The following is a 22,489-nucleotide window of genomic DNA, read 5'->3' on the forward strand; positions in this document are numbered from 1 at the left end:
GCGCTAAGCGCCACCGCCGCTATTGATCGCGCCTTCCGCGAGCTTTTTCTGACGCATATCTGGAGACCCACGTGGCCCTGACGCCGCAAAATAGCGAAGCATTCATGCGCGAGGTCGATGAGGCCGTGCGTCAGGACCAATTGCTGACCTTCTGGCAGCGCTTTGGCCGCTGGATCGTCGCGGCCGTGGTCATCGGCCTTATTGCCTTTGCGGCATGGCTTTATTGGCAGCATTACAGCGCCACTCAATCGCAAGCCGTGTCCGAGGAAATGGACAAGGTCATCTCGGCCGCTGCGGGCGGCGGGACGCCCGATGCCAAACAACTCGACACGCTGACCGACGCCAGCCAGCCCGGCTTCCGCGCGTCAGCCCTGCTCGTGAAGGCTGGTGTCGCCGCGCGCAAGGGCGACAACAAGGCCGCGATCGCCGCTTACAAGGCAATGGCAGCGGACAGTTCGCTTGATCAGCCCTATCGCGACCTCGCCCTGATCCGCCAGACCACGCTGGAGTTCGAGACGCTTCAGCCGCAACAGGTGGTCGATCGCCTCAAGCCCCTCGCCGTTGAAGGCGCGCCATGGTTCGGCAGCGCGGGCGAACTGGTCGCCATATCCTATATGAAGATGCGCAAGCCCGATCTTGCTGGCCCGCTGTTCGCAGCGATGGCAAAGGATGCCACCGTGCCTCAGTCGATCCGTTCACGCGCGCGACAGATGGCGGGCTTATTGGGCATAGATGCAGTCGAAACGCCGACCGTACCGGGACAGGGATGAAGATAAGCGCATGGGGATGCACAGCATGACGAAATTTGCGGGCACGCGCCGGGTCCTGACCGTCGCCGCGATGGTCGCGCTACTGGCGGGCTGCGGCGTCATCGGGGGTAAGAAGGGTGGGCCCAAGACCCCCGTGGTCGGCAACCGCGTATCCATCCTGACGAACGAGCAAGGCGTGGAGGTCGACCCGACCCTGGCCGATGTGCCCGTGTCGCTTCCCGAAGCCTATGCCAACGACCAATGGTCGCAGCCGGGCGGTAGCCCTGCCAAGGCGATGGGCAATCTTGCGCTGAGCACCTCGCCCGCCACGGCCTGGACCAGCTCGATCGAGGGCAGCACGCCTCGCGCGCGCCTCGCCTCCTCGCCGGTGATCGCCAACGGCAAGCTCTACGTCATCGACGCGGGCGCCCATGTCATCGCCTTCGATGCGGGGACTGGCGCGAAACTCTGGCAGACTGCCCTGCCCGCCGAAGGCAGCGGCCGCGCCTTGTTCGGCGGTGGCGTCAGCATCGTCGATGACAAGGTGTATGCGAGCACCGGCGTGGGCGACGTAGCCGCGCTCAGCGCCGCAAACGGCTCTATCCTGTGGAAGAAGCGCCCCGGCGGCCCGCTTCGCGGCGCACCGACGCTCGCCAACGGCCATGTCTATGTCATGGGGCAGGACAACCAGATTTTCGCGCTCAACCAGAGCGATGGCGAAGTGCAGTGGACCGACAGTGGCACGTTGCAGGTGACCGGTGTGTTCGGCGTCGCCGCCCCCGCCGCTGCGCAGGGCACGGTGATCGCGGGCTATAGCTCGGGCGAGCTCACCGCCTACCGCTATGAAAATGGCCGCACGCTGTGGGGCGATGCCCTTTCGCGCACCAGCATTTCAACGGCCGTCGCCTCCCTCACCGACATCGATGCCAATCCGGTTATCGACCGTGGCCGGGTCTTCGCCATCGGTCAGGGTGGCCGCATGGCCTCCTATGAACTGGTGAGCGGCCAACGCCTGTGGGAAATCAATATTGCGGGCATCTCGACGCCGTGGGTTGCGGGCGAATGGGTATTCGTCGTGACCAGCGATGCAAAGCTGCTCTGCGTCGCCCGCGCGACCGGCAAGATTCGCTGGATCAGCCAGCTTCGCCGCTGGGAAAAGGAAAAGAAGAAGGCGAACGCCATCCGTTGGACGGGTCCCGTTCTGGCAGGCGGTCGCCTGATCCTGGTATCCACCCATGGCGATCTCAACTATGTCGATCCGGCAACGGGCGCCGTTCAATCGGCTGTTGATATGGACAAGTCCATGTCGCTGTCGCCCGTTGTCGCCAACAACATGCTCTATATTCTTGCTGACAACGGCAAGCTGACGGCGTTTCGTTAACGCCTTAGATGATGTTAGATAAGCGTGCTCCTGCGCAGGCTGGAGCCCAGATCCGCCGTTTGGACTGGGCTCCAGCCTGCGCAGGAGCACCGTCATTTTAAAGGAAACGGGCTATCATGCTGCCCACAGTTGCCATTGTAGGGCGGCCCAATGTGGGCAAGTCCACCCTCTTCAACCGGCTCGTCGGCAAGAAGCTGGCGCTGGTCGATGACCAGCCCGGCGTCACGCGCGATCGGCGGGAAGGGCAAGCGAACCTGCTCGGCGTCGATTTCACCATCATCGACACCGCCGGTTATGAGGACGAGGATCCTCAGACCCTCCCCGGCCGGATGCGCATGCAGACGCAGGCGGCGGTCGAAAATGCCGATGTCGCCCTGTTCGTCGTCGATGCACGCGCTGGCATCACCCCGTTGGACGAGGAAATCGCCCGCTGGCTACGCGAAGGCGACGCGCCCGTCGTGCTGATGGCCAACAAGGCCGAGGGCAAGGCCGGTGACGACGGCGTGATGGAGGCATTCAGCCTAGGCATGGGCGACCCCATCCCCTTTTCCGCCGAACATGGTCAAGGACTTGCCGACCTGTTCCAGGCGCTCCTCCCCTATATCGACCGGGAGGATGAGGAAGAAGAGGAAGCCGAACCGAGCGAGGCCGATCTGGAGGCCGCTCCGCTCAAGCTCGCCATCGTCGGCCGTCCCAATGCGGGCAAATCGACCCTCATCAACCGGCTGCTCGGCGAAAACCGTCTGCTCACCGGCCCCGAAGCAGGCATCACCCGTGATAGCATCGCGGTGGACTGGACTTGGACAGACCCCCGCAATGAGGAGGCTGAACCCCGCCCCGTCCGCCTGATCGACACCGCTGGCATGCGCAAGCGTGCGAAGGTGCAGGACAAGCTCGAAAAGCTCGCAGTTTCGGACGGTCTGAACGCTGTGAACTTCGCCGAAGTCGTTGTGCTTCTGCTCGATTCCACGCGCGGGCTGGAAGCGCAGGACCTGCGCATTGCCGACAAGGTGCTGGAGGAAGGCCGCGCCCTCGTCGTCGCGCTCAACAAATGGGACACGGTCGAGCATGGCTCCGCCCTGTATCAGGGCATCAAGCAGGCGCTGTCCGACGGCCTGGCGCAGATACGCGGCGTGCCGATCATGACCGTGTCAGGCGCGACAGGAAAGGGTCTGGACGACCTCATCCGCGTCGCCTTCGAAACGCGCACCGCCTGGTCGCAGCGTGTCTCGACAGGCATCCTCAACCGCTGGTTCGAACGCGCACTGGAGGCCAACCCGCCCCCCGCCCCCGGCGGCAAGCGGATCAAGCTCCGCTACATCACCCAGAACAAGACCCGCCCGCCCACCTTCGTGCTATTCGGCACCCGTCTGGACGAACTACCGGAAAGCTACCGGCGCTATCTCGTCAACGGCATCCGCAAGGAACTGGGCTTCGGCGCGGTGCCCGTGCGCCTTACGTTGCGCAGCGCGCGCAATCCCTATGCCACCAAATGATACCGCCTATGTGAATGCCAGGGGAATGAAATGCCCCTGGCCCGCATTGCGCGCCGCCCGCGCGATGCGGTCGGCCAATGCGGTAACGGTCGAAGCGGACGACCCCAACGCCGCCCGCGAATTGGAGGCGCTTACCCGGCAGCATGGCTGGAATTTCTCCGCCGCTGCTGGCGATCGCTTTGAATTGTCGCGTAAATCCTGACGCCAACCTTGTTCTGACGCCTCCGCTTAACCTGCTGTTTACGCGCGGCTTCTATGCTGAAGTCGAAACAGGGAGTGTGACAGGGTGTCGTATCAAGAGGCAGAACTGGTCAATCAGGCCGATCTGGCAAAGTCCCGGTCGGAACTGGGCAGCGCATTTCTCCGGATTCTCAGCTATTTTCGCGAGGATGGCGACAAGGCCATTGGCGCGATCGAGCAGGCGATCCGCGAACGCAATGCCATCGCGCTCGTCACGCCCGCTCACACATTGAAGGGCGAATCGGCTCAATTTGGCGCCCATCGCTTGAGCAGCATGGCCGAACGCATTGAAATGGTCGCGCGCCGCTGCGTCGAAACACGCGAGGGTCCTGACGAATTGATCGAGGTTGTCGTCAGTTTGCGGCCCTGCTTTACCGAGACAATGTCCCTCCTCGATCACGACTCCAATCCGTTAGTCGCACGTCGCCCCGCCACATTTGGCCGCCGATCCGAACCACCGTCGCAGGGGTTCGGCCGCGTAGGCTGATCTTAGCTAACATCTAGGTATTGAAATAAAACGGATCATCGCCCCATATCCGGGCAATGATCCGTTTTTCCGTTCTGGACCTCGTCCCCGTCATTGAAGGAAGCACCGTTGGCAAAGCCCTCGTCAACGCCGCGGCCTTCGCCGTTCATGCTGAACAACTCGGCTTCCATCGCTATTGGGTTGCCGAACATCACGGCATGCCGGGCATCGCATCGGCCGCAACTTCGGTAGTGCTGGCGCATATCGGACAGGCGACATCGACCATCCGCATAGGTTCGGGCGGCATCATGCTCCCCAACCATGCCCCCCTGCTGATAGCCGAACAGTTCGGTACGCTCGCAGCGCTTTTCCCCGGTCGAGTAGACCTTGGGCTAGGCCGCGCGCCCGGATCGGACCAGCGGGTGGCTCAAGCCATGCGCCGCACGCTTTCCGGTGGGCCGGATGAATTTCCGCGCGACGTGCTGGAATTGCAGGCCTATTTCGCGGGTGACGGAAGGCTCGGCTTTCAGGCGACGCCCGGCGCGGGCGAAGATGTGCCACTCTGGATCCTCGGGTCCAGCCTCTACGGCGCCCAACTCGCCGCCGCGCTGGGCCTGCCTTATGCCTTCGCCTCCCATTTCGCTCCTGGCGCGCTTGAGGACGCGATCGCGGTTTACCGTCGCGACTTCAGACCCTCGGCCCAGCTTGATCGCCCCTATGTGATGGCAGGCTATAATATATTCGCGGCGGACAGCATGGAAGAAGCGCGACTGCTCGCCACCTCCATGCAACAGGCCTTCGTTCGTCTCCGCACGGGGCAGCCGGGTAAGTTGCAGCCACCCGTGCCCGGCTATTTCGAAAGCCTGCCACCCGGCGCGCAGGCGATGCTTTCGGATGTCCTGAGCGCCACGTCGATCGGCACGCAGGACAAGGTCCAAGAGGATCTTGCCGCTTTCGTAGAGCGGACGGGTGTCGATGAATTGATCATCGGCGGGCAAATCCATGATTTCAGTGCCCGCAAGCGTAGCCTGGAAATCGCCATGGCCGCCGCCAAGGCGATTAGCTGACCGCCGAAGCTCCCTGCAACCGTCCGCCACTCAGCACCTTGGCCAGTCCCGGCCAGGCACGGCTGAGAATCGATCCCAACAGCAGAACGGCGATCAGGACCAGCAAGGGCTGGATCAGCAGATAAGCAGGATAGAAAGGCGAACCGAGCTTCCCGAACAAAACACCCAGTAACGGCCCGCCCAGCCAGATCAGGATCAGATGCGAACAGAATAACAGAAAGGCGAAAGGCTCGATCCTCAGCAGCAGTCCCCGCACAGGGCTTCCCGCCAGCCCCCAGGACAGCCGCCAGAAGCAGGTGGCCGCCGCAACACGCACGGCAAGGTCAAGCAAGCCAACGCCTATGGCCGATCCCTGCGCCGCTTGCAGGGAAAAATGAAGCTGCACGGCCATGAGCAACAGGAAGGGCATGGCCGCTGCGGCCCAACCCAGCCCGGCAACCCGCTCCGCCAGCCCGGTTCGCCGGGCCATCATGCCCACGACAAAGAAGAACAGGATCGCCGGGCGCATCAGCACCGGCGGCCCCCATCCCGCAAGTTGGGCGACCGCTGCGACAGCAGCAACGCCAATCAGCACGCGGTTGGGCAGGCGAAGCAACAGCGGAGCAATGACCATGCACAGGAACAAGTCGCGCAAGAACGGCATCTGCACATTGATGTCCGGGTTCCGGGTCGCGACGAACAGCTCCTGAAACAACCAGTCGAACGAGACCGGCACAGGCGCTGACAATCCAAGGGACCAAGCCGCGCCGGATACCAGCAGGATGCCAAGGCCATTCCACAGGATCATCGGCAACAGGATCGTCCGCGCCTTTTGCAGCACATGACGGAACCAGTTCTGTGCGCGGGACGATCCCGCTACCAGCCAGCCGGAAATGACGCCCAGCAGCGGCACTGCGCTGCGCCCGAATATTTCCATGAGCAGCCAGCGCAGATTTTCCTGCGGTGTGCCGCGCGCGATTTCCAGGTCATGACCGTTCAACCCGGTCCAGGCGTGCACATAGACCACACCCAATATGCAGATCACCCGAGCTATGGAAATCGCATCGGATCGGCGTGCCGCATCGGCCGTCATCAACTGGGTCAAATGCATATCCTGATCTTACGGCAGTCAGCGGCCGATACGCATGGCGAACGATTCGCGCCAGAGCAGGTGCCCGAACGCGCGGCGGAATGTGGCGATAGCGGGGTTAACAGGGTCGCGCGATCGCAGGCGCAAAACGTCGGCGATAAGCCATTTCTTTACCTATGTACGGCTACACAGGCAGGCCGAATTCCGGCAGCGCGCGCCGGAAATCAGATTCAAGGGGGGTGTATGAGCCACATGCCGGGAGCTGCCGAATTCACGCACGGCCAACCGAAGCCTGCCGCAGCCAACGCCATGGGCGCGGTTTTTCAGATAGCGGGTTCCAGTTCCAAGGTGCTGATCGACGCGGCCTCCATCGCGACGCTGGCCCATGACAGCGACCCCTGCACGGCAATGGCGGGGCAAGTCGGCAGCCAAGTGAAAATGCGTGTGGGCAGTGCATGGCTTATCGCCAGCGTGCGCTCCATGACGATGGATCGGCAGGACAGCGGCCTGATCATCGCTGACGTCGATTTTCTGGGCGAAGGTGACGAGGAACCGCTTACCGGTCGCATTCATCACTTCCGTCGCGGCGTCACCCGCTATCCTGCACCGGGCACAGAAATTTTCCCCGTATCCAGCGCCGATATGCAGCAGATCTACGCCGCCGATGACCGGCCCCATGTGCAGATCGGCACCGTCTACCCCACGACAGACACGCGCGCCGCCCTCTATGTCGATTCCATGCTCGGCAAGCATTTCGCCCTGCTGGGTTCGACCGGTACGGGCAAATCCACCAGCGCCGCTCTCATTCTTCACCGCATTTGCGACCTGTCGCCCGAAGGCCATATCGTGATGGTCGATCCGCATGGCGAATATGGGGCGGCCTTTGCCCAGAATGGCGCGGTCTTCGACGTAGGCAACCTCGCTCTGCCCTACTGGCTGATGAATTTCGAGGAGCATTGCGAGGTTTTCGTCACCTCCGAAGGCTCCGATCGCACGGTCGACTGCGACATTCTGGCAAAATGCCTGCTCGCCGCGCGACAGAAGAACCGGCTGGCGGAAAGCATCGGCAGGCTGACCGTCGATTCGCCGATCCCCTATTTGCTGTCGGACCTCACCAACATCCTGCAAAATGAGATGGGGAAGTTGGACAAGGGCACGGGCGCCCTCCCCTATATGCGGCTCAAGACCAAGATCGATGAGATCAAGGCGGACCCGCGTTACAGCTTCATGTTCTCAGGCATGCTCGTCGCGGACACGATGCAGGAATTTCTGGCAAAGATCTTCCGCCTGCCATCGGGCGGGAAGCCGATTTCGATCATCGACGTGTCGGCCATGCCGTCGGACATCACCTCCGTGGTGGTATCGGTACTGTCCCGTCTGGTCTTCGATTATGCCATTTGGGCGCGGGACGAGGCTCAGCGGCCGATCCTGCTCGTCTGCGAAGAGGCGCACCGCTATATTCCGAGCACAACCACCGGCACCGGCCAGGCCGTCCGCCGCATCCTGGAGCGTATAGCCAAGGAGGGCCGCAAATATGGCGTATCGCTTGGCCTCATCACACAGCGACCGTCGGACCTTGCCGAAGGCGTGCTGTCGCAATGCGGCACCATCATTTCCATGCGCCTCAACAATGATCGCGACCAGGCATTCGTGAAGGCCGCCATGCCCGAAGGCGCGCGCGGTTTCCTCGACTCCATTCCCGCGCTCCGCAATCGAGAGGCGATCATCTGCGGTGAGGGTGTCGCGGTGCCCATCCGCGTCGCGCTGGACAATCTGGAGGAGCACCGGCGGCCCGCATCGGGCGATCCGAGCTTCACGGATCTTTGGCGTCAGTCCGGTGGAGAGGCAGACATTCTCGACCGCACTATCACCCGCTGGCGCAGCCAGGGACGATAAGCGTCAGCCCGCAGGTGCGAACCGCCCTGCGGGTTCGCTCTCCGCGCTGATGCTTTCCCGGCACTCTTCCTCATGCACGGGGACGAGCAGCGTCGCCTTGCGCCAGCCGCCCTGCAGATAGGCGAGACCTGCAATCAGAAGGGCTGATCCCGAACTCACAGGGAAGCTCAACCACAAGGCATTGGCGCCCAGATACGGATAGCTGAAGTGATAAAAGCCAAGGCGAACGCCGAACAACGTGACGGTAAGGATCAATAGCGGCCTCACCACGACGCCATTCGCCCGCATCACCCCGAACAGGATCATCGTCGCGCCGAACAGCATATAGCTCCAGGTCGCAAGCAACTGCATTTTCCAGGCGGCATCGATCGCGGCCCTGTTGTCGCCAAGGAAGAGCGAGAGCAGCGGCGCGTGAAACAACAGGATCACGCCAATCATCGCGCCCGTAATCAGCAGCAGATAGCCCAATCCATAAGCGGTAATCCGGCCAATCCTGTCCCACCGGCCCGCACCGATATTTTGCGCCGCCATGGCGCTGACAGCCGCACCCATGGCCATCGCAGGCATCTGCAAATAGGTCCAGATCTGCTGCGCCGCGCCATAAGCCGCCGTAACGATAAGCCCTTCGCGGTTAACCAGACCGATGATCATCAGGCCAACCGCCGACATGACGATCATCTGAAGCCCCATCGGCAACCCTTTGCCCAGCAGGATACGCAATTGGTCCGGCGCCGGGATCAGATAGCGCAGCTCCTGCCCTCGCAAACGCAGCGGCAGGTCCTTGGCATAGACATAGAAGATCAGGCCAAGCAGGCTGGCGATGCCGGCGGCCGCCGTGGCCGCCGCTGATCCGCCGATGCCCATCGCCGGAATCGGCCCCAGCCCAAGGATGAATACCGGGTTCAGCACCAGATCGATCCCGACGCTGACGAACATGAAGATCAACGGAGTGCGCGCGTCCCCAGCGCCCCGCAATCCCATCATCATCATGACGCTGATCAACGTCGCGGGCATCGCAATGAAAATCACGCGCAGATAGATCAGCGCCATGTCAAATGCTTCGGCAGGCGTTCCCAGCAGGTGCAACATTGCGGGCGATGCAGCCCATCCGGCCGCAGCGACAACGGTGCCCAATATGGTGCAAAAGCCCGTCGCTGACCCGAAGGACCGGCGGGCGGCATCCATATCGCCCCGACCCGCCGCCTGGGCGATCACCACGGTCGATGCCATGCCGAATCCGAACACGATGGAAAACATCAGGAACATGGTGATGTTCGCGTTGGCCGTGGCGGCAAGAGCCTGCGCGCCCAGAAAGCGGCCGACCCAGATCGCGTTGATCGATCCATTCAACGACTGAAGCACATTGGACGCCAGCGTCGGCACGGCAAAGACCAGCAAGGACGACGCGATAGGCCCGTTTACCAGGTCCCTTGTTTCACGCTTCCCTGCCGCCATTCTTGCCCTCCCCTAAGCGCTTCATCATTAACCGATCAGGCCAGACGATCCAGCGCCGCCGCCAACCTGTCCGCCTCCGCGGTTTTCTCGGCATGATCTTCACGCGCCTTGGCCACCGCCTCGGGCTTGGCCTTTTCCACGAAACTCGGATTGGAAAGACGCCCGGAAAGCGAATCCCGTTCCTTTTCCGCAGCGGCGAGAGCCTTTGCCAGCCTCGCCTTTTCCGCAGCGATGTCGATCACGCCCTCCAGCGGGAGGATGAAGGTCGCCTCATCGACAACGATCTGCGCCGCGCCACCAGCTACGCTATCGCCAAAGGACAGGCTCTCCACCCGTCCCAAGCGCGCCAGGGCCGCCCCCTGCCGATCGATGCGGCGTCGCGTTTCTTCCGACGCTTCGCTGACAACGACCTTCAGCTTGGCGCCCGGCGGCACGTTGAGTTCCGTTCGCGCCGTGCGCATCGCGCTGATCAAGCGGATCAGCCAGTCAATCTCTGCCTGCGCCTCGCTATCGACGGCATAGAGCGCCTGCGGCCAGCGAGCGACGATCAGTTCCGTCTCGCGGGTGCCAGTCAGGTTCCACAGCTCTTCGGTGATGAAGGGCATGAAGGGGTGGAGCATGACGAGGATCTGGTCGAACGCCCAGCCCGCGACAGCCTTTGTCTCCTCATCCATCGAACCCTTGGTGAGTTCGATGTACCAGTCGCAAAACTGGTCCCAGACGAAATGATAGATGGCGTTCGCGGCTGCGTCGAAGCGCAGCTCGGTCATGGCGGTGTCGATCGCCTGCACGGTCGCCACCGTCTCGGCAACGATCCAGCGGTTGACCGGCGCGGCGGCGGCAGGCGCCTCATGGCTGGTCGATGCGGTGACGCCGTTGGATTGCAGGAAGCGCGCCGCGTTCCAAAGCTTGGTCGCGAAGTTGCGATACCCCTCAACCCGCTTCTCATCCATCTTCACGTCGCGGCCCTGGCTTTCCATGGCGGACATGAAGAAACGCAGCGCGTCCGCGCCGAACTTGTCGATCAGGCCCAGCGGATCGACGACATTGCCCTTGGACTTGGACATTTTCTGCCCGTCCGCCGCACGCACCAACCCATGGAGGTAGAGCTTGCGCCACGGCACATCGCCCATGAACTCCATCCCCTGCATCGCCATGCGCGCATCCCAGAAAAACAGGATGTCGAAGCCGGAAATCAACAGGTCGTTGGGATAATGGCGCTGGAGCAACGAGCCGGGACGAGGAATCAAGCCCCTCCCCTTCAGGGGAGGGGTTGGGGTGGGGGATTGCCCCAAGCGCTGCGTATGATCGAGAGCCCCCACCCCCGGCCCCTCCCCTGAAGCGGAGGGGTGCGTGAGGTTGTCCGGCCAACCCAGCGTGCCGAAAGGCCAGAGCGCCGAGGAAAACCATGTGTCGAGCACATCGGGATCGCGAACCAGCTTTTTGTTGCCGGCAAGCGCCTGCGCTTCCTCCTCGCTTTCCGCGACATAGGGCTTGCCATCCTCATCATACCAGGCGGGAATCTGATGCCCCCACCAAAGCTGGCGCGATACGCACCAGGGCTGGATATTCTCCATCCAGTTGAAGAAGGTCTTTTCCCAAGTCTTGGGCACGATCTCGATCCGCCCGTCACGCACGGCCTGCATCGGCGCGACCGCCAGCTTCTCGGCATCGACATACCATTGGTCGGTCAGCCAGGGTTCGATCACCACGCCCGAACGATCGCCAAAAGGCGTCTGGATGGTACGCGGCTCGAAATCGGCTTCGACCTCCTCGCCGTCCTTGTTCTTAGTGACATGCGGCACCAGCATCCCCAGCGCCTTCATCTCCGCCACGACCAGTTCGCGGGCGCCATCGACGCCATCGCGCTTGAATCGGTGTAGCCCCAGGAAGCGCTCCGGTATCAATCCATCTGCCGTCTGCACGACATTGGCATCGGCATCGAACATGTTGAGCATCTCGGCCGCGCGGAAGCCCGCCCGCTTGCCCACTTCGAAATCGTTGAAGTCATGCCCCGGCGTGATCTTGACCGCGCCAGACCCCAGTTCCGGATCGGCATAGTCGTCCGCGACCACCCTGAACCGTCGCCCCGTGATCGGCTGGAGAATATCCTTGCCAATAACGTCCCTGTAGCGTGGATCGTCAGGATGCACCGCCACCGCCATATCGGCCAGCATCGTCTCCGGCCGGGTTGTCGCGACGACGATATGATCCGCGCCGTTGGCCAGCTTTACGCCATCCGCCAGCGGATAGCGGAAATGCCAGAAGCCCCCCTTCACTTCCTGCGTCTCGACTTCAAGGTCCGAAATCGCGGAGCGAAAACGCGGGTCCCAATTCACTAGCCGCTTGTCGCGATAGAGCAGACCGCGCTCGTGGAGTTCCACGAACACCTTGATGACGGCTTTCGAAAAGCCCTCGTCCATGGTGAAGCGCTCGTTGGCCCAGTCCATCGAGCAGCCGAGCCGCCGCAGCTGGCGCGTAATCGCGCCGCCGCTCTCGGCCTTCCACTCCCAAACCTTCTCGATGAACTGCTCGCGCGTATAGTTGGTGCGCTTGTCCTGCCGCGCCTCCATTTGCCGCTCGACCACCATCTGCGTCGCGATGCCCGCATGGTCGGTGCCCACGACCCACAGCGCGTCCTTGCCGCGCAGCCGTTCGTAGCGGATCACGATGTCCTGCAACGTATTATCGAGCGCATGGCCGATATGCAGGCTGCCGGTCACATTCGGCGGCGGATTGACGATGGTGAAGGGTTCGGCGTCGGGGCGTTCCGGGCGGAACAAGCCCTTTTCTTCCCAATGGGCATACCAGCGGGATTCGATTTCGGCGGGGTCGAAGGTCTTGGGCAGTTCGGTCATGGAAAGGCGCCTTAAAGCCCCTTCCCTGACCATTCCAGCGCTTTTACCGCCTTGCAGGCGTCAACCGAGCCAATGCGCGATAAGTTGGAACGCGGAGAGCCTGCGAGATCAGCGGCCAGTGATGCGGGCGATTTCCTTTGCCACCATGTCTTCCACCAACGCGGGAAGGCGGGCGTCCAGCCATTCCTTCAGCATCGGCTTCAACATGGACCGGACCAGACCATCCAGCGTGTTATCCTCGCCATCCTTGGGCGTTACCAGCATGGACGACAGCGCCGAAAGCGAATGCCGCGCGGCCACTTCGCTTTCAACCGAGAGGATTGAGCTTTCCTCAACCGGCGCTTCGACCTGCGTTGCACGGCCAGTCTTGTGGGCAGGCATCGGCTCCTCCGCTCCAACCTCGTCAGTCAGTTCCAGCACTTCCTCGACCGCAGGGTCGGCGGGTTCGGCAGCCTGCTTGGGTGCGGCGTCGGATTTACCCCGGCGCGACACCGCCTGCGCAGCCTCCTCGCCTTCCTCGGCAATGATGCGCTTGATGGACGAAAGAATGTCCTCCATCGAGGGTTCCTTGCTCATGTCGCCCATGAATAACCCCTGTTAACTTTAAGGTTGTTGCGCCAAACCAGCAGGCACATTGGCATTTTGTGCAGGCGTGTCAACGGTTCTGGTCGCTTCCGGCTTGGGTGCGGGACCGAAATCCCAATCGAACCACTTGCCCTTGACCCGATCATAATTAACCATGGGATCATAGAGCGTGCCTGCTTCCAGGCTGAGGTCGTCCGCTTCCGCATGGCCCATCGCGGCCAGCAGACTGAAGCCCGCGACATAGGCGTTACGGCGAGCAGACACCAACTGCACCTTGGCGTTGAGCGCTTCCTGTTCCGCATTCAATATGTCCAGGATGGTGCGGCTGCCCACGGAATTTTCCGCGCGCACGCCTTCGAGCGACAGATTGGCCGCCTCGACCGCCTTCTGGTTGGATTCGATGCTTTGCAGCGATGCCTGCCAGCTCGCATAGGCTGACCGCGTTTGAGCGATGACGCCACGCTCAACCTCAATCTCCTGCTCCATCGCCCGCGATTCGAGCGCCTGGTTCTGGCGCACCTGCGCGCCGGGCCGGCCGCCCTGATAAAGCGGAAGGCGCAACGTCGCTCCCGCAACCACCTGCTTGTTCAGCTGCGACGGATCGGTCGGGTCATCAAGTGATCCCAGATAATGGGTATAACTGCCCTGCGCGAAACCGGACAGCGTCGGGAGGACGCCTGCCTTCGCCACCCGCACGTCATAGCGAGCAGCTTCACGCGCCTTTTTCGCGGCGACGAGGTCAGGATTGTCGGCAAGCGCCACCTGCACCGCCGTTTCAGGCGTAACAGGAAGGCCGGGGAGCGGCGGCGGCGGCTGCAAGTCGTCCGGCGTCGCACCAACCAGGGCGATGTAATTTTCGCGGCTGGTGATCAGGTTCGCCTGCGCCGTCTGAAGGTTGGATCGGGCCAGCGCGAGCCGCGATTCGGACTGGGCGACGTCCGTGCGCGTCAGATCGCCCACTTCGAATCGGTCGTTCGTTGCCTGCAAATTGACGCCGAGCGCGCTGACATTCGCCAGATTGAGCGACACGACCGCGCTGTCGCGGATAACGTCCATATAAGCGGCGACAACCTGGGAGAAGATCGATGCCTCGGTCCCGCGCAGATTGGCCTGCCCCGCCTGCACGCGCACCTGGGCAGCCTTCACCCCGTTACGCACTGCGCCGCCCTGATAAATTGGGACGTTCACCGTAGCGGTGCCGACGAGCGAACGATCAGGCGCGAGGAAGGACCGCGCGGGCTTTACCAGCAACTCCTGATATTCGGTGGTGGTGCCAATATTGGGCCGCCCATCCGCCTTCCGGATCGGCACAGTCTCATCCGTCGCCCGTTGCTGCGCCCGGGTGCCGGTGAGCGTGGGGTTGGAACGATAAGCCTTTGCCAACGCGCCCTGCAGGGTTTCGGCCTGCGCGATCCCAGCGTTGAGGAGCAGCAGAGCCGTGGCGGCCGAGTGCCGAAGAAACACCTGCTTTGCCGTCATGACCCCCCCAGCCGGTTAAAAGACGAAACGCTCCGGCGCCGCAAAACCGGGCAGGATGACCATCTCAAGGTCGGTCAGGCTGACAAGACCCAGAATACCGGAAACCACCCGCCCGCTGCACAGACGTGTAACGCCGCGCTCGACAAGACCGGTTACCACACGCGCACCATCGGCAAGCTGCCCGACAAGCGTCGCGGGCACTTCCTGCACCGCCCCATCAATGAAAAGTATGTCATAAGGCGCGCCCTGCGGATAGCCCGCTTCCAACGGGCCGCGCATGACCGTGGCGCCATTGCCTAACAATTGCGGACCATCCTCAGTCTCGACTGCCGTCACCTGGGCGCCAAGAGCGGCCAGAAGTGCCGCGCTATATCCCGTGGCCGCGCCGATGAGCAGAACGCGATCACCCTCTTCTACCTGCGCTTCCTTGAGCAGCCGTCCGGTGGCCAGCGGCGGATTGAGCGCACGGCCGGAAGAAAGCGGAATCGAACGATCGACATAGGCCATGGCGCGCCGTTCAGCAGGCACGAAATCTTCCCGCGGCACGCGCGCCATCACCGCGATCACCCGTGGGTCATCGACATCGCTGGTGCGAAGCTGGCTTTCGACCATGGCGGCCCGCATCGATGAAAAATTCTGCTCGGTCACGATACTACCTCGATTGGCATAACTGTATTGGTATAGCAATACAGCGCTGACATTACCGGAACGTCTAGATCACGCGACAAGCAACGCCAAGCGGCTTTCCACACCGTGAGCGATAATCTTGGGATCAGGGAACATGGCCGCGCTTGACTTTGCATCAAAAGCCGCACATTTGCGGCCACCCACGCCGAGGCCCGATGGCGGAGTGGTTACGCAGAGGACTGCAAATCCTTGCACGCCGGTTCGATTCCGGCTCGGGCCTCCAAAACCGCCTCATCCTGCGATAAGGCGCCAGCCCACCAGAACCAGAATGATCGCCAGCAACGGCTGAAGTACGCGGTCTGATGCGCGCGTCGCCAGCAGCGATCCGATGATGATGCCCGGGATTGATCCGATCAGCAGGTTGGCGAGCAGCATGCCGTTCACATTGCCGATCCACAAATGGCCAAGCCCGGCGATCAGGGTAAGCGGCACGGCGTGGACAATATCAGTCGCCACCAACCGTTGCAGCCGCATGCGGAGGGGATAGAGCGCAAGGAGCAAGGTCGCGCCGATCGCCCCCGCACCCACGGACGTCAATGTTACCATCGCCCCTAGCAGCGCACCCGCGGCAACCGTCAGCGGAGGCTGCCAACGCGTAAAGCGATCGGCGGTGCCAACGCGACGAGCCAAGGCCCAGCGATGGAATCGCCCGCGTAGGAGGGTTGCGATCGCCGTGACGACCAAGACGCCACCTAGCGCGCTAGTGACAATGCCGCTCTTGATCTGCTGCATATGCGTCTGGGAAAGGATCAACAGCGTGATCAGCGCGGCCGGAAGGCTCCCCAAACACAGGCGCTTCACCACCTGATAATCCGGGCCGCCATCTGGCCCGCCGTGACGGTGATGGATCGCACCGCCCACTGACTTGGTGATGGCCGCGAACCAGAGGTCGGTGCCGACCGCCGTCGCCGGTGCGACGCCGAACAGCAGGATGAGGATTGGCGCCATCAGCGACCCGCCGCCAACACCCGTCATTCCGACCATGATTCCGACGAACAGGCCCGCTATTCCATGCAGCCAGTCCATAATTCCCCCCACTCGGCGTTCAGTTCGCCGTTGGGCCATACGACGGCCCCCATGATGCAGCCAAGCCCTGTACCAAGGATTTTCTACCAAAATAATATAGAAAGTGATTCGAATGCGCCATCCGGTTGCTCTCGACACCCCTTCCTTCGCCCGTCTAAAGAAGGGCGATGATGAAGCTATTCATAGGCAACAAGGCATATTCCAGCTGGTCTCTGCGCGGCTGGCTCGCCTGCAAGCTCAGCGGGTTGCCGTTTGAGGAAGTCGTGGTCCCCCTCTATGATGAAGCATGGGAAAGACGGCGCGAAGGCGATGAATTCGCCCCTTCTTCAGGTAAGGTGCCCATATTGTGGGACGGCGACGACACCGTTGTCTGGGACAGCCTGGCGATCATTGAATATCTGAACGAGAAGGCTGGCGGCGACAAATTCTGGCCCACCGACACGGCGGCGCGGGCGATGGCCCGGTCAATGGCGGCGGAAATGCATTCCAGCTTCGCGGCGCTGCGCCGCGAGCACAGCATGAACATCCGCCAGATTTACGACGCCGTGCCGCCCTCCGAAGCTGTCGCGCAGGACATCGCCCGCATCATGCAGCTATGGGCACAGGCCCGGGCTCGTTATGGCGGCGTGGGCGACTTCCTGTTCGGCGAATTGGGTGCAGTGGATGTGATGTTCGCCCCGGTCGTGACGCGCTTCATAACCTATCAGCTGCCCGTCGCACGTTTTGCCGAAGCCTATATGCAGGCGGTCGTCAATCATCCCTGGATGCAGGAATGGATCGGCGGCGCACAGGCTGAGGAATGGGTGATCGATCGATTCGAAGCACCGCCCGTTTCGAATTGAGGTTGCGGCGAACCCTTCCTAAATCCTCCCTGCGCGAAGCGTGGGGAGGTGGCAGCGCGTAGCGCTGACGGAGGGGAAAATGCGCGGCGTCAGTCCATTTCCCCTCCATCATCGGCTACGCCGACGGCCCCCCTCCCCATCTGCCCGATGGGGGACTTCAATGTCCGCAATCCAACCAAATCCGATCACAAAAAAGGGCCGGCGGACTTGCGTCCCCGGCCCCTCTTTCATCCTGATCGATTAGATCAGCCGACGATTTCTTCGGGCTTGAAGAAATAGGCGATCTCGATCGCGGCATTTTCTTCGCTGTCCGAACCATGGACAGAGTTGGCTTCGATCGACTCGGCATAATCCTTGCGGATGGTGCCTTCGTCGGCGTTGGCCGGGTTGGTGGCGCCCATGATGTCGCGGTTGCGCTTCACGGCGTCTTCGCCTTCCAGAACCTGGACGACGACCGGGCCTGAAATCATGAAGGCCACCAGATCAGCGAAGAAAGGGCGTTCCTTGTGAACGGCATAGAAGCCTTCGGCCTGCTCGCGGCTCATGCGGATGCGCTTGGACGCGACAACGCGCAGGCCTGCTTCTTCCAGCTTCTTGGTCACAGCGCCGGTCAGGTTGCGGCGCGTGGCGTCAGGCTTGATGATCGAAAAGGTGCGGGTCACGGCCATAAGGCTCAAAAGCTCCGGATTGTTGGAATTGGCGCGCCCTTTAGACCGCGCCGCTTCGCACCGCAAGGGGGCGTGGCCGCCCCGCTTGCTCACGGACCCTGCACCCATTTCCCCTGCTCCTGCCGCCAGAAGCGGGGCGTCACCCCCTCCCGCTTCGACAGGGCACGCCAGCTTTCGCGCGCGCCATCGACGGTCAGCGTGTCGAAAAAGTAGAAAGCGCGCTCGAAATCGAGCGCCTCTTCACGCCATAGGCCATCGGCAATCGCGACGTGCCGGGCACCGTTCGCAGGGCTGCAATCCTGCGCCAAAAGTACCGGCTGCATCGCCTCGCCGCCCTCCCCCGCCCGGCCATGGGCAAGGAAGCTTTCCGGCGGCCCGTTCCACAGCCCAGCCGAAATGCGTTCCAGCTGTTCCTCGTCCTGCGCGACCACCAGCAACCGTTCACCCAGGCCGAGTATGCGCGCCGCAATGGCGGGCAGCACCCGGTCCACAGGATCACGGCTAAGCTGGTAGAAATCGACCTGCATCAGCGCTCAAACTTGTCCGCCACCAGACGATCGATCAGGCGCACACCATAGCCGGTCGCACCCTTGTCCCAGGTTGCGCCGGGCTTGTCGGCCCAGACCATGCCTGCAATGTCGAGATGCGCCCACTTGACCCCATCATCGACGAATCGCTTGATGAACTGCGCGGCGGTGATCGATCCAGCATAGCGCGCGCCCATATTCTTCATGTCCGCGATCGGGCTGTCGATCAGCTTGTTATAGGCATCGCTCAGCGGAAAGCGCCAAAGCTGGTCCCCCGCCGCCTTGCCAGCAGCGAGCAGATCCTCGGCCAGCCCTTCGTCATTGGCGAACAGCCCGGCATATTGATCGCCCAACGCCACGATCATCGCGCCGGTCAGGGTGGCCAGATCAATGATGACCTCAGGAGAATAGGTTTTTTGCGCCCAGGTGATGACGTCGCACAGCACCAGCCGCCCTTCGGCGTCGGTGTTGATGACCTCGATCGTCTGGCCCGACATGGACGTGACAATGTCACCGGGACGCTGCGCGTTGCCGTCCGGCATGTTTTCCACAAGGCCGCAAACGCCGATGATGCGCGCCTTCGCCTTGCGCCCCGCGAGCGCCTTCATCGCGCCCGCGACCGCGCCTGCGCCGCCCATGTCCCACTTCATGTCTTCCATGCCCGCGCCGGGCTTCAACGAAATGCCGCCGGTATCAAAGGTGACACCCTTGCCGACAAAGACGATGGGCTTGTCGCCCGCGCCGCCCGTGCCATCCCACTCCATCGCCAACAGGCGGGGTTCGCGTACCGACCCCTGCGCAACGCCGAGCAACGCACCCATGCCCAGTTCCGCCATCGCCGCCTTGTCGAGAACGGTGACCTTGACGCCCAGCTGCTCCAGATGACGGCAGCGTTCGACGAAGCTTTCCGGATACAGAATGTTCGCCGGTTCAGAGACCAGCTCGCGCGTGAAGGTGACGCCATCAGCCACCGCCGACAGCCTTTGCCAATGCGCATCCGCGTCATTCGCAACGACCGACAGCTTCATCAATGTCGGCTTTGTCTTTTCCGGCTGTCGGGTGCGATAGGTGTCCATCCGCCAGGCGCGCAGGGATGCCCCAAAGGCAAAATGAGCCGCCTTATCGCCGGTCGTGCCGCCGAAAAATTCCACCGCGGCGTGGCTCGCCCCGCTCGTCAGCAAGCGTGCAGTCAGCGCCGCGCCCGCCCGTTCATAATCCGCCTCGCTCCCGCTGCCGGTGCCGACGAGAACGATGCGCAGCACCTTACCACCCTCTTCGACGAAGCTTTCAAAGCTTCCGCCCGCCTCGCCCGTGAAGCGCGCCGCCGCAGCACCCGCCGCCAAAGTAGGCGCCGCCGCGATCGGCAAGGCATCGAAACCGCCCTTGGGAACGGCAAAGACCAGCGTGTCGGCGTCGGGACGCACCGGGGTGAATGCGATTTCCATCAAGGGTCCTTCTTCTGCTTTTCTGATCGTGTGGCGCTAGGAACGCTCCATGCCAGATAATGTCGCTTGCCCCATCTGGCAAAGCCGTTCGACCGATTTCCCGCAAAAGAAGCGTGACGAAAGATTGCGGCGCGCGCAAAGCAATGCGATAGGCGGGCAACGAAGCGCCCCTGAAGAGGCACGATCCCCTTGCAGAATTTTTCCCGTTCCTCGCGTCTGAAACATATGCTGGCCGCAAGCGCGGCGCTCGCCTGCATGGGCGGGATGCCGCATGCCTTCGCGCAGGAACTGCAATCACCGCCGACGCCAGTCAGCGCGCCCGACGCTCCCGTGCCCGCGACCGACGAGCAAATCGGCTTTTCGGCCGACGCCCTGGAATATGACAATAATACGGAGATTGTGACAGCCACCGGCAATGTCCAGCTGCTCCGGCAGGGCAACCGTCTGCGCGCGGACAAGGTGGTGTGGAACCGGACGACCGGCGAGGTGGAAGCGCGCGGCAATGTCTCGGCGACTGATCCTGAAGGCAATATCGCGTATGGCGACCGCTTCCAGGTGACCGACACGCTGAAGGACGGCACGGTCGAAAACATGCTGCTGGTGCTCCAGTCGGGCGGCCGATTGGCGGCGGTGCAGGGCGTTCGGGTGAACGGCGTCTATACGCTGCACAAGGCTGCCTACACCGGCTGCAGCGTAGTGGACAGCGACGGCTGCCCCAAGGAACCCACCTGGCAGATCAAGGCGGTCAAGGTCGTCTACGACCCCGTCGCCGCCCGCGTGCGATACCGCAATGCCAGCGTGGAAATATTCGGCCTGCCGCTCATTCCGCTGCCCGGCTTTTCGCACCCGGTGGGCGACACGGGGGGCACGGGCCTTCTGGTGCCGAACCTCCGCTACGACCGGAATAACGGCCTCGAAGTCGCCCTGCCTTATTATATCAAGCTGGCGCCCAACCGCGACCTGACGATCACACCGCATGTCTATTCCAAGACGCTACCGATGCTGGAGGCGAATTTCCGCCATCGCTGGGACCGTGGCGCCTATCAGATCACCGGATATGTGACACATGCGCGGCGCATCGACGCCAGCAGTTCCCTGCCCAGTTCCACCGGCCCAGCGGGATCGGAAAAGGATTTTCGCGGCTATCTGGATGCCAGCGGCGCCATGCAGCTGACACCGGAATGGAGCGTCAACGGATCGCTTCGCGTTGCGAGCGACCGCACCTTCCTTCGGCGCTACGACATCAGCCGCGACGATCGGCTGCGTTCGACCCTGGGCGCTCAGCGCATCGGCGAGAATAGCTATTTCTCCGTCGCTGGCTGGGCCGTCCAGACCCTGCGCCTCGGCGATCCGCAAGGGCAAACGCCGATCGCGCTGCCCGTAATCGACTATCGCCTGCGCCTGATCGACCCCCTGCTCGGCGGCCGAATTCAGTTTCAGGCGAACAGCCTCGCGATCACCCGCACCCACGGCCAGGATACGCAGCGCGCCTTCGCTGCCTTTGAATGGAACCTGCGCAAGCTGACGGGCATGGGTCAGGAGGTGAATTTCACCACCTATCTGCGCGGCGACGTCTATCACAGCAGTGACAATCTGCAGAACAATATTGCCCGTTATGCCGGCGATCCCGGCTGGCAGGCGCGCGGCATCGCCGCAGCCGCGATCGATGTCCGCTGGCCCTTCATGGGTGAGGCGTTCGGCGGTGTGCAGCGGATCGCGCCCCGCGTGCAGATCGTAGCAGCGCCCCGGCTGGCAAATCTGTCGATCCCCAATGAAGACGCGCGCGCCATCGATCTGGAGGACAGCAACCTCTTCGCGCTCAACCGCTTTGCAGGCTATGACCGGTTCGAAGATTCGACCCGCATCACCTACGGTCTGGAATATAGCCTCGCCCTACCCGGCTTTTCCTTGGAAAGCGTAGTTGGCCAGAGCTACCGCCTCAACAGTCGCGAAAGCATCCTGCCCGACGGCACCGGCCTTTCCGATCGCATGTCCGACATTGTCGGCCGCACGACCGTCCGTTTCCGCGATTTCGTCAGCCTCATCCACCGTTTCCGCCTGGACAAGGACGGGCTGGCGGTGCGCCGCAACGAAATCGACGCGACGATCGGCAGCCGCAAAACCTATGCCATGGTCGGCTATCTCCGGCTCAACCGGAACGCCGCGACGGGGCTTGAGGATTTGCAGGACCGCGAGGAACTGCGTTTCGGCGGCCGTGTGCAGTTCGCCCGCTTCTGGTCCGTTTTCGGGTCCACCGTCGTCGATCTGACCGACCGGAAAGAAGATCCGCTCAGCGTCTCCGATGGCTACGAACCCGTCCGTCACCGGCTCGGCATCGCCTATCAGGATGACTGTCTGACGCTGGGCCTAACCTGGCGTCGCGATTATCTGGCCGCTGGTGACGCGCGAAAGGGCAATAGCTTCCAACTACGGCTGGCTTTTCGGAATATCGGCATATAAGGATCAGCCTTCCCGTTCAGGACCGGTTCTGGCCGCTCAGGACCGGTTAAGGCGGACCGGCGCATCACGCGCTGGACCGTAATGGAGAGTTTT

At 62.5% G+C, this 22,489-nt stretch carries 19 protein-coding genes and 1 tRNA gene; 10 read left to right on the forward strand and 10 right to left on the reverse strand.

The genetic code is table 11. The features are described from left to right. Nucleotides 1-71: 71 nt before the first annotated feature. The 6 genes from ACZ51H_RS07295 to ACZ51H_RS07320 all read left to right on the forward strand — a co-directional run bounded on the left by ACZ51H_RS07295 (nt 72) and on the right by ACZ51H_RS07320 (nt 5,399). Entirely contained in the window at nt 72-770 is a 699-nt protein-coding gene (locus ACZ51H_RS07295; protein WP_464801387.1) for a tetratricopeptide repeat protein, read from the forward strand. Between the two features lie 10 nt (nt 771-780). Continuing rightward, nucleotides 781-2,130: a PQQ-binding-like beta-propeller repeat protein gene (locus tag ACZ51H_RS07300; RefSeq protein WP_464801388.1), complete on the forward strand. Its 1,350-nt coding sequence runs from the start codon at nt 781-783 to the stop codon at nt 2,128-2,130. Between the two features lie 116 nt (nt 2,131-2,246). Beyond that, nucleotides 2,247-3,626, forward strand: coding sequence for a ribosome biogenesis GTPase Der (gene der, locus ACZ51H_RS07305; RefSeq protein ID WP_449473531.1), 1,380 nt, complete (start codon nt 2,247-2,249; stop codon nt 3,624-3,626). After that, the gene (locus tag ACZ51H_RS07310; RefSeq protein WP_449473533.1) at nt 3,613-3,828 is read left to right on the forward strand and encodes a sulfurtransferase TusA family protein; all 216 of its coding nucleotides are present in this window, start codon (nt 3,613-3,615) and stop codon (nt 3,826-3,828) included. Before der ends, ACZ51H_RS07310 begins: the two co-directional genes overlap by 14 nt. Nucleotides 3,829-3,912: 84 nt before the next feature. Further along, nucleotides 3,913-4,353 (forward strand): Hpt domain-containing protein, encoded by a 441-nt coding sequence (locus ACZ51H_RS07315; protein WP_449473535.1) that lies wholly within the window; start codon nt 3,913-3,915, stop codon nt 4,351-4,353. 56 nt (nt 4,354-4,409) lie between these two features. Beyond that, entirely contained in the window at nt 4,410-5,399 is a 990-nt protein-coding gene (locus ACZ51H_RS07320; RefSeq protein ID WP_464801389.1) for an LLM class flavin-dependent oxidoreductase, read from the forward strand. Here the strand turns inward: ACZ51H_RS07320 and ACZ51H_RS07325 are convergent. Then, nucleotides 5,392-6,483: an acyltransferase family protein gene (locus tag ACZ51H_RS07325; protein ID WP_464801390.1), complete on the reverse strand. Its 1,092-nt coding sequence runs from the start codon at nt 6,481-6,483 to the stop codon at nt 5,392-5,394. The two genes, ACZ51H_RS07320 and ACZ51H_RS07325, sit on opposite strands and share 8 nt — an antisense overlap. 228 nt (nt 6,484-6,711) lie before the next feature. Here ACZ51H_RS07325 and ACZ51H_RS07330 point away from each other — a divergent pair, with 228 nt between their 5' ends. Beyond that, the gene (locus ACZ51H_RS07330) at nt 6,712-8,364 is read left to right on the forward strand and encodes an ATP-binding protein (RefSeq protein ID WP_464793513.1); all 1,653 of its coding nucleotides are present in this window, start codon (nt 6,712-6,714) and stop codon (nt 8,362-8,364) included. A gap of 3 nt (nt 8,365-8,367) precedes the next feature. On the opposite strand, the gene ACZ51H_RS07335 is transcribed toward ACZ51H_RS07330, so the two are convergent. From ACZ51H_RS07335 to ACZ51H_RS07355, 5 genes are all read right to left on the reverse strand, one after another. Then, nucleotides 8,368-9,819 (reverse strand): MATE family efflux transporter, encoded by a 1,452-nt coding sequence (locus ACZ51H_RS07335; protein ID WP_449473540.1) that lies wholly within the window; start codon nt 9,817-9,819, stop codon nt 8,368-8,370. Between the two features lie 35 nt (nt 9,820-9,854). Continuing rightward, the gene (locus ACZ51H_RS07340) at nt 9,855-12,677 is read right to left on the reverse strand and encodes a valine--tRNA ligase (RefSeq protein ID WP_464801391.1); all 2,823 of its coding nucleotides are present in this window, start codon (nt 12,675-12,677) and stop codon (nt 9,855-9,857) included. 108 nt (nt 12,678-12,785) lie between these two features. Then, complete coding sequence (locus ACZ51H_RS07345) at nt 12,786-13,262, reverse strand: DUF2497 domain-containing protein (protein WP_460986221.1); 477 nt, start codon at nt 13,260-13,262, stop codon at nt 12,786-12,788. A gap of 18 nt (nt 13,263-13,280) precedes the next feature. Further along, complete coding sequence (locus tag ACZ51H_RS07350) at nt 13,281-14,741, reverse strand: TolC family outer membrane protein (protein ID WP_464801392.1); 1,461 nt, start codon at nt 14,739-14,741, stop codon at nt 13,281-13,283. Between the two features lie 15 nt (nt 14,742-14,756). Then, nucleotides 14,757-15,389 (reverse strand): protein-L-isoaspartate O-methyltransferase family protein, encoded by a 633-nt coding sequence (locus ACZ51H_RS07355; protein WP_464801393.1) that lies wholly within the window; start codon nt 15,387-15,389, stop codon nt 14,757-14,759. A gap of 188 nt (nt 15,390-15,577) precedes the next feature. Here ACZ51H_RS07355 and ACZ51H_RS07360 point away from each other — a divergent pair. Continuing rightward, a tRNA-Cys gene (locus tag ACZ51H_RS07360) sits at nt 15,578-15,651 on the forward strand. Between the two features lie 8 nt (nt 15,652-15,659). On the opposite strand, the gene ACZ51H_RS07365 is transcribed toward ACZ51H_RS07360, so the two are convergent. Beyond that, nucleotides 15,660-16,454, reverse strand: a complete 795-nt coding sequence (locus ACZ51H_RS07365) for a sulfite exporter TauE/SafE family protein (protein ID WP_464793518.1) — start codon at nt 16,452-16,454, stop codon at nt 15,660-15,662. 167 nt (nt 16,455-16,621) lie between these two features. On the opposite strand from ACZ51H_RS07365, the gene ACZ51H_RS07370 reads away from it, so the two are divergent. Beyond that, nucleotides 16,622-17,296 carry a glutathione S-transferase family protein gene (locus ACZ51H_RS07370; RefSeq protein WP_464801394.1) on the forward strand — a complete coding sequence of 225 codons (675 nt, stop codon included), beginning with the start codon at nt 16,622-16,624 and terminating at the stop codon, nt 17,294-17,296. Between the two features lie 245 nt (nt 17,297-17,541). On the opposite strand, the gene ndk is transcribed toward ACZ51H_RS07370, so the two are convergent. From ndk to ACZ51H_RS07385, 3 genes are all read right to left on the reverse strand, one after another. Beyond that, nucleotides 17,542-17,964 (reverse strand): nucleoside-diphosphate kinase, encoded by a 423-nt coding sequence (gene ndk / locus ACZ51H_RS07375; protein ID WP_009820765.1) that lies wholly within the window; start codon nt 17,962-17,964, stop codon nt 17,542-17,544. An 89-nt stretch (nt 17,965-18,053) separates the two neighbouring features. After that, nucleotides 18,054-18,491 (reverse strand): DNA polymerase III subunit chi, encoded by a 438-nt coding sequence (locus tag ACZ51H_RS07380; RefSeq protein WP_464777835.1) that lies wholly within the window; start codon nt 18,489-18,491, stop codon nt 18,054-18,056. After that, nucleotides 18,491-19,936: a leucyl aminopeptidase gene (locus tag ACZ51H_RS07385; protein ID WP_464801395.1), complete on the reverse strand. Its 1,446-nt coding sequence runs from the start codon at nt 19,934-19,936 to the stop codon at nt 18,491-18,493. The genes ACZ51H_RS07380 and ACZ51H_RS07385 overlap by 1 nt, the downstream gene beginning before the upstream one ends. 255 nt (nt 19,937-20,191) lie before the next feature. Here ACZ51H_RS07385 and ACZ51H_RS07390 point away from each other — a divergent pair, with 255 nt between their 5' ends. Next, nucleotides 20,192-22,396 (forward strand): LPS-assembly protein LptD, encoded by a 2,205-nt coding sequence (locus ACZ51H_RS07390; RefSeq protein ID WP_464802865.1) that lies wholly within the window; start codon nt 20,192-20,194, stop codon nt 22,394-22,396. The last annotated feature ends 93 nt before the right edge of the window (nt 22,397-22,489 follow it).

This window comes from Sphingobium sp. TomMM15 (assembly GCF_055397045.1).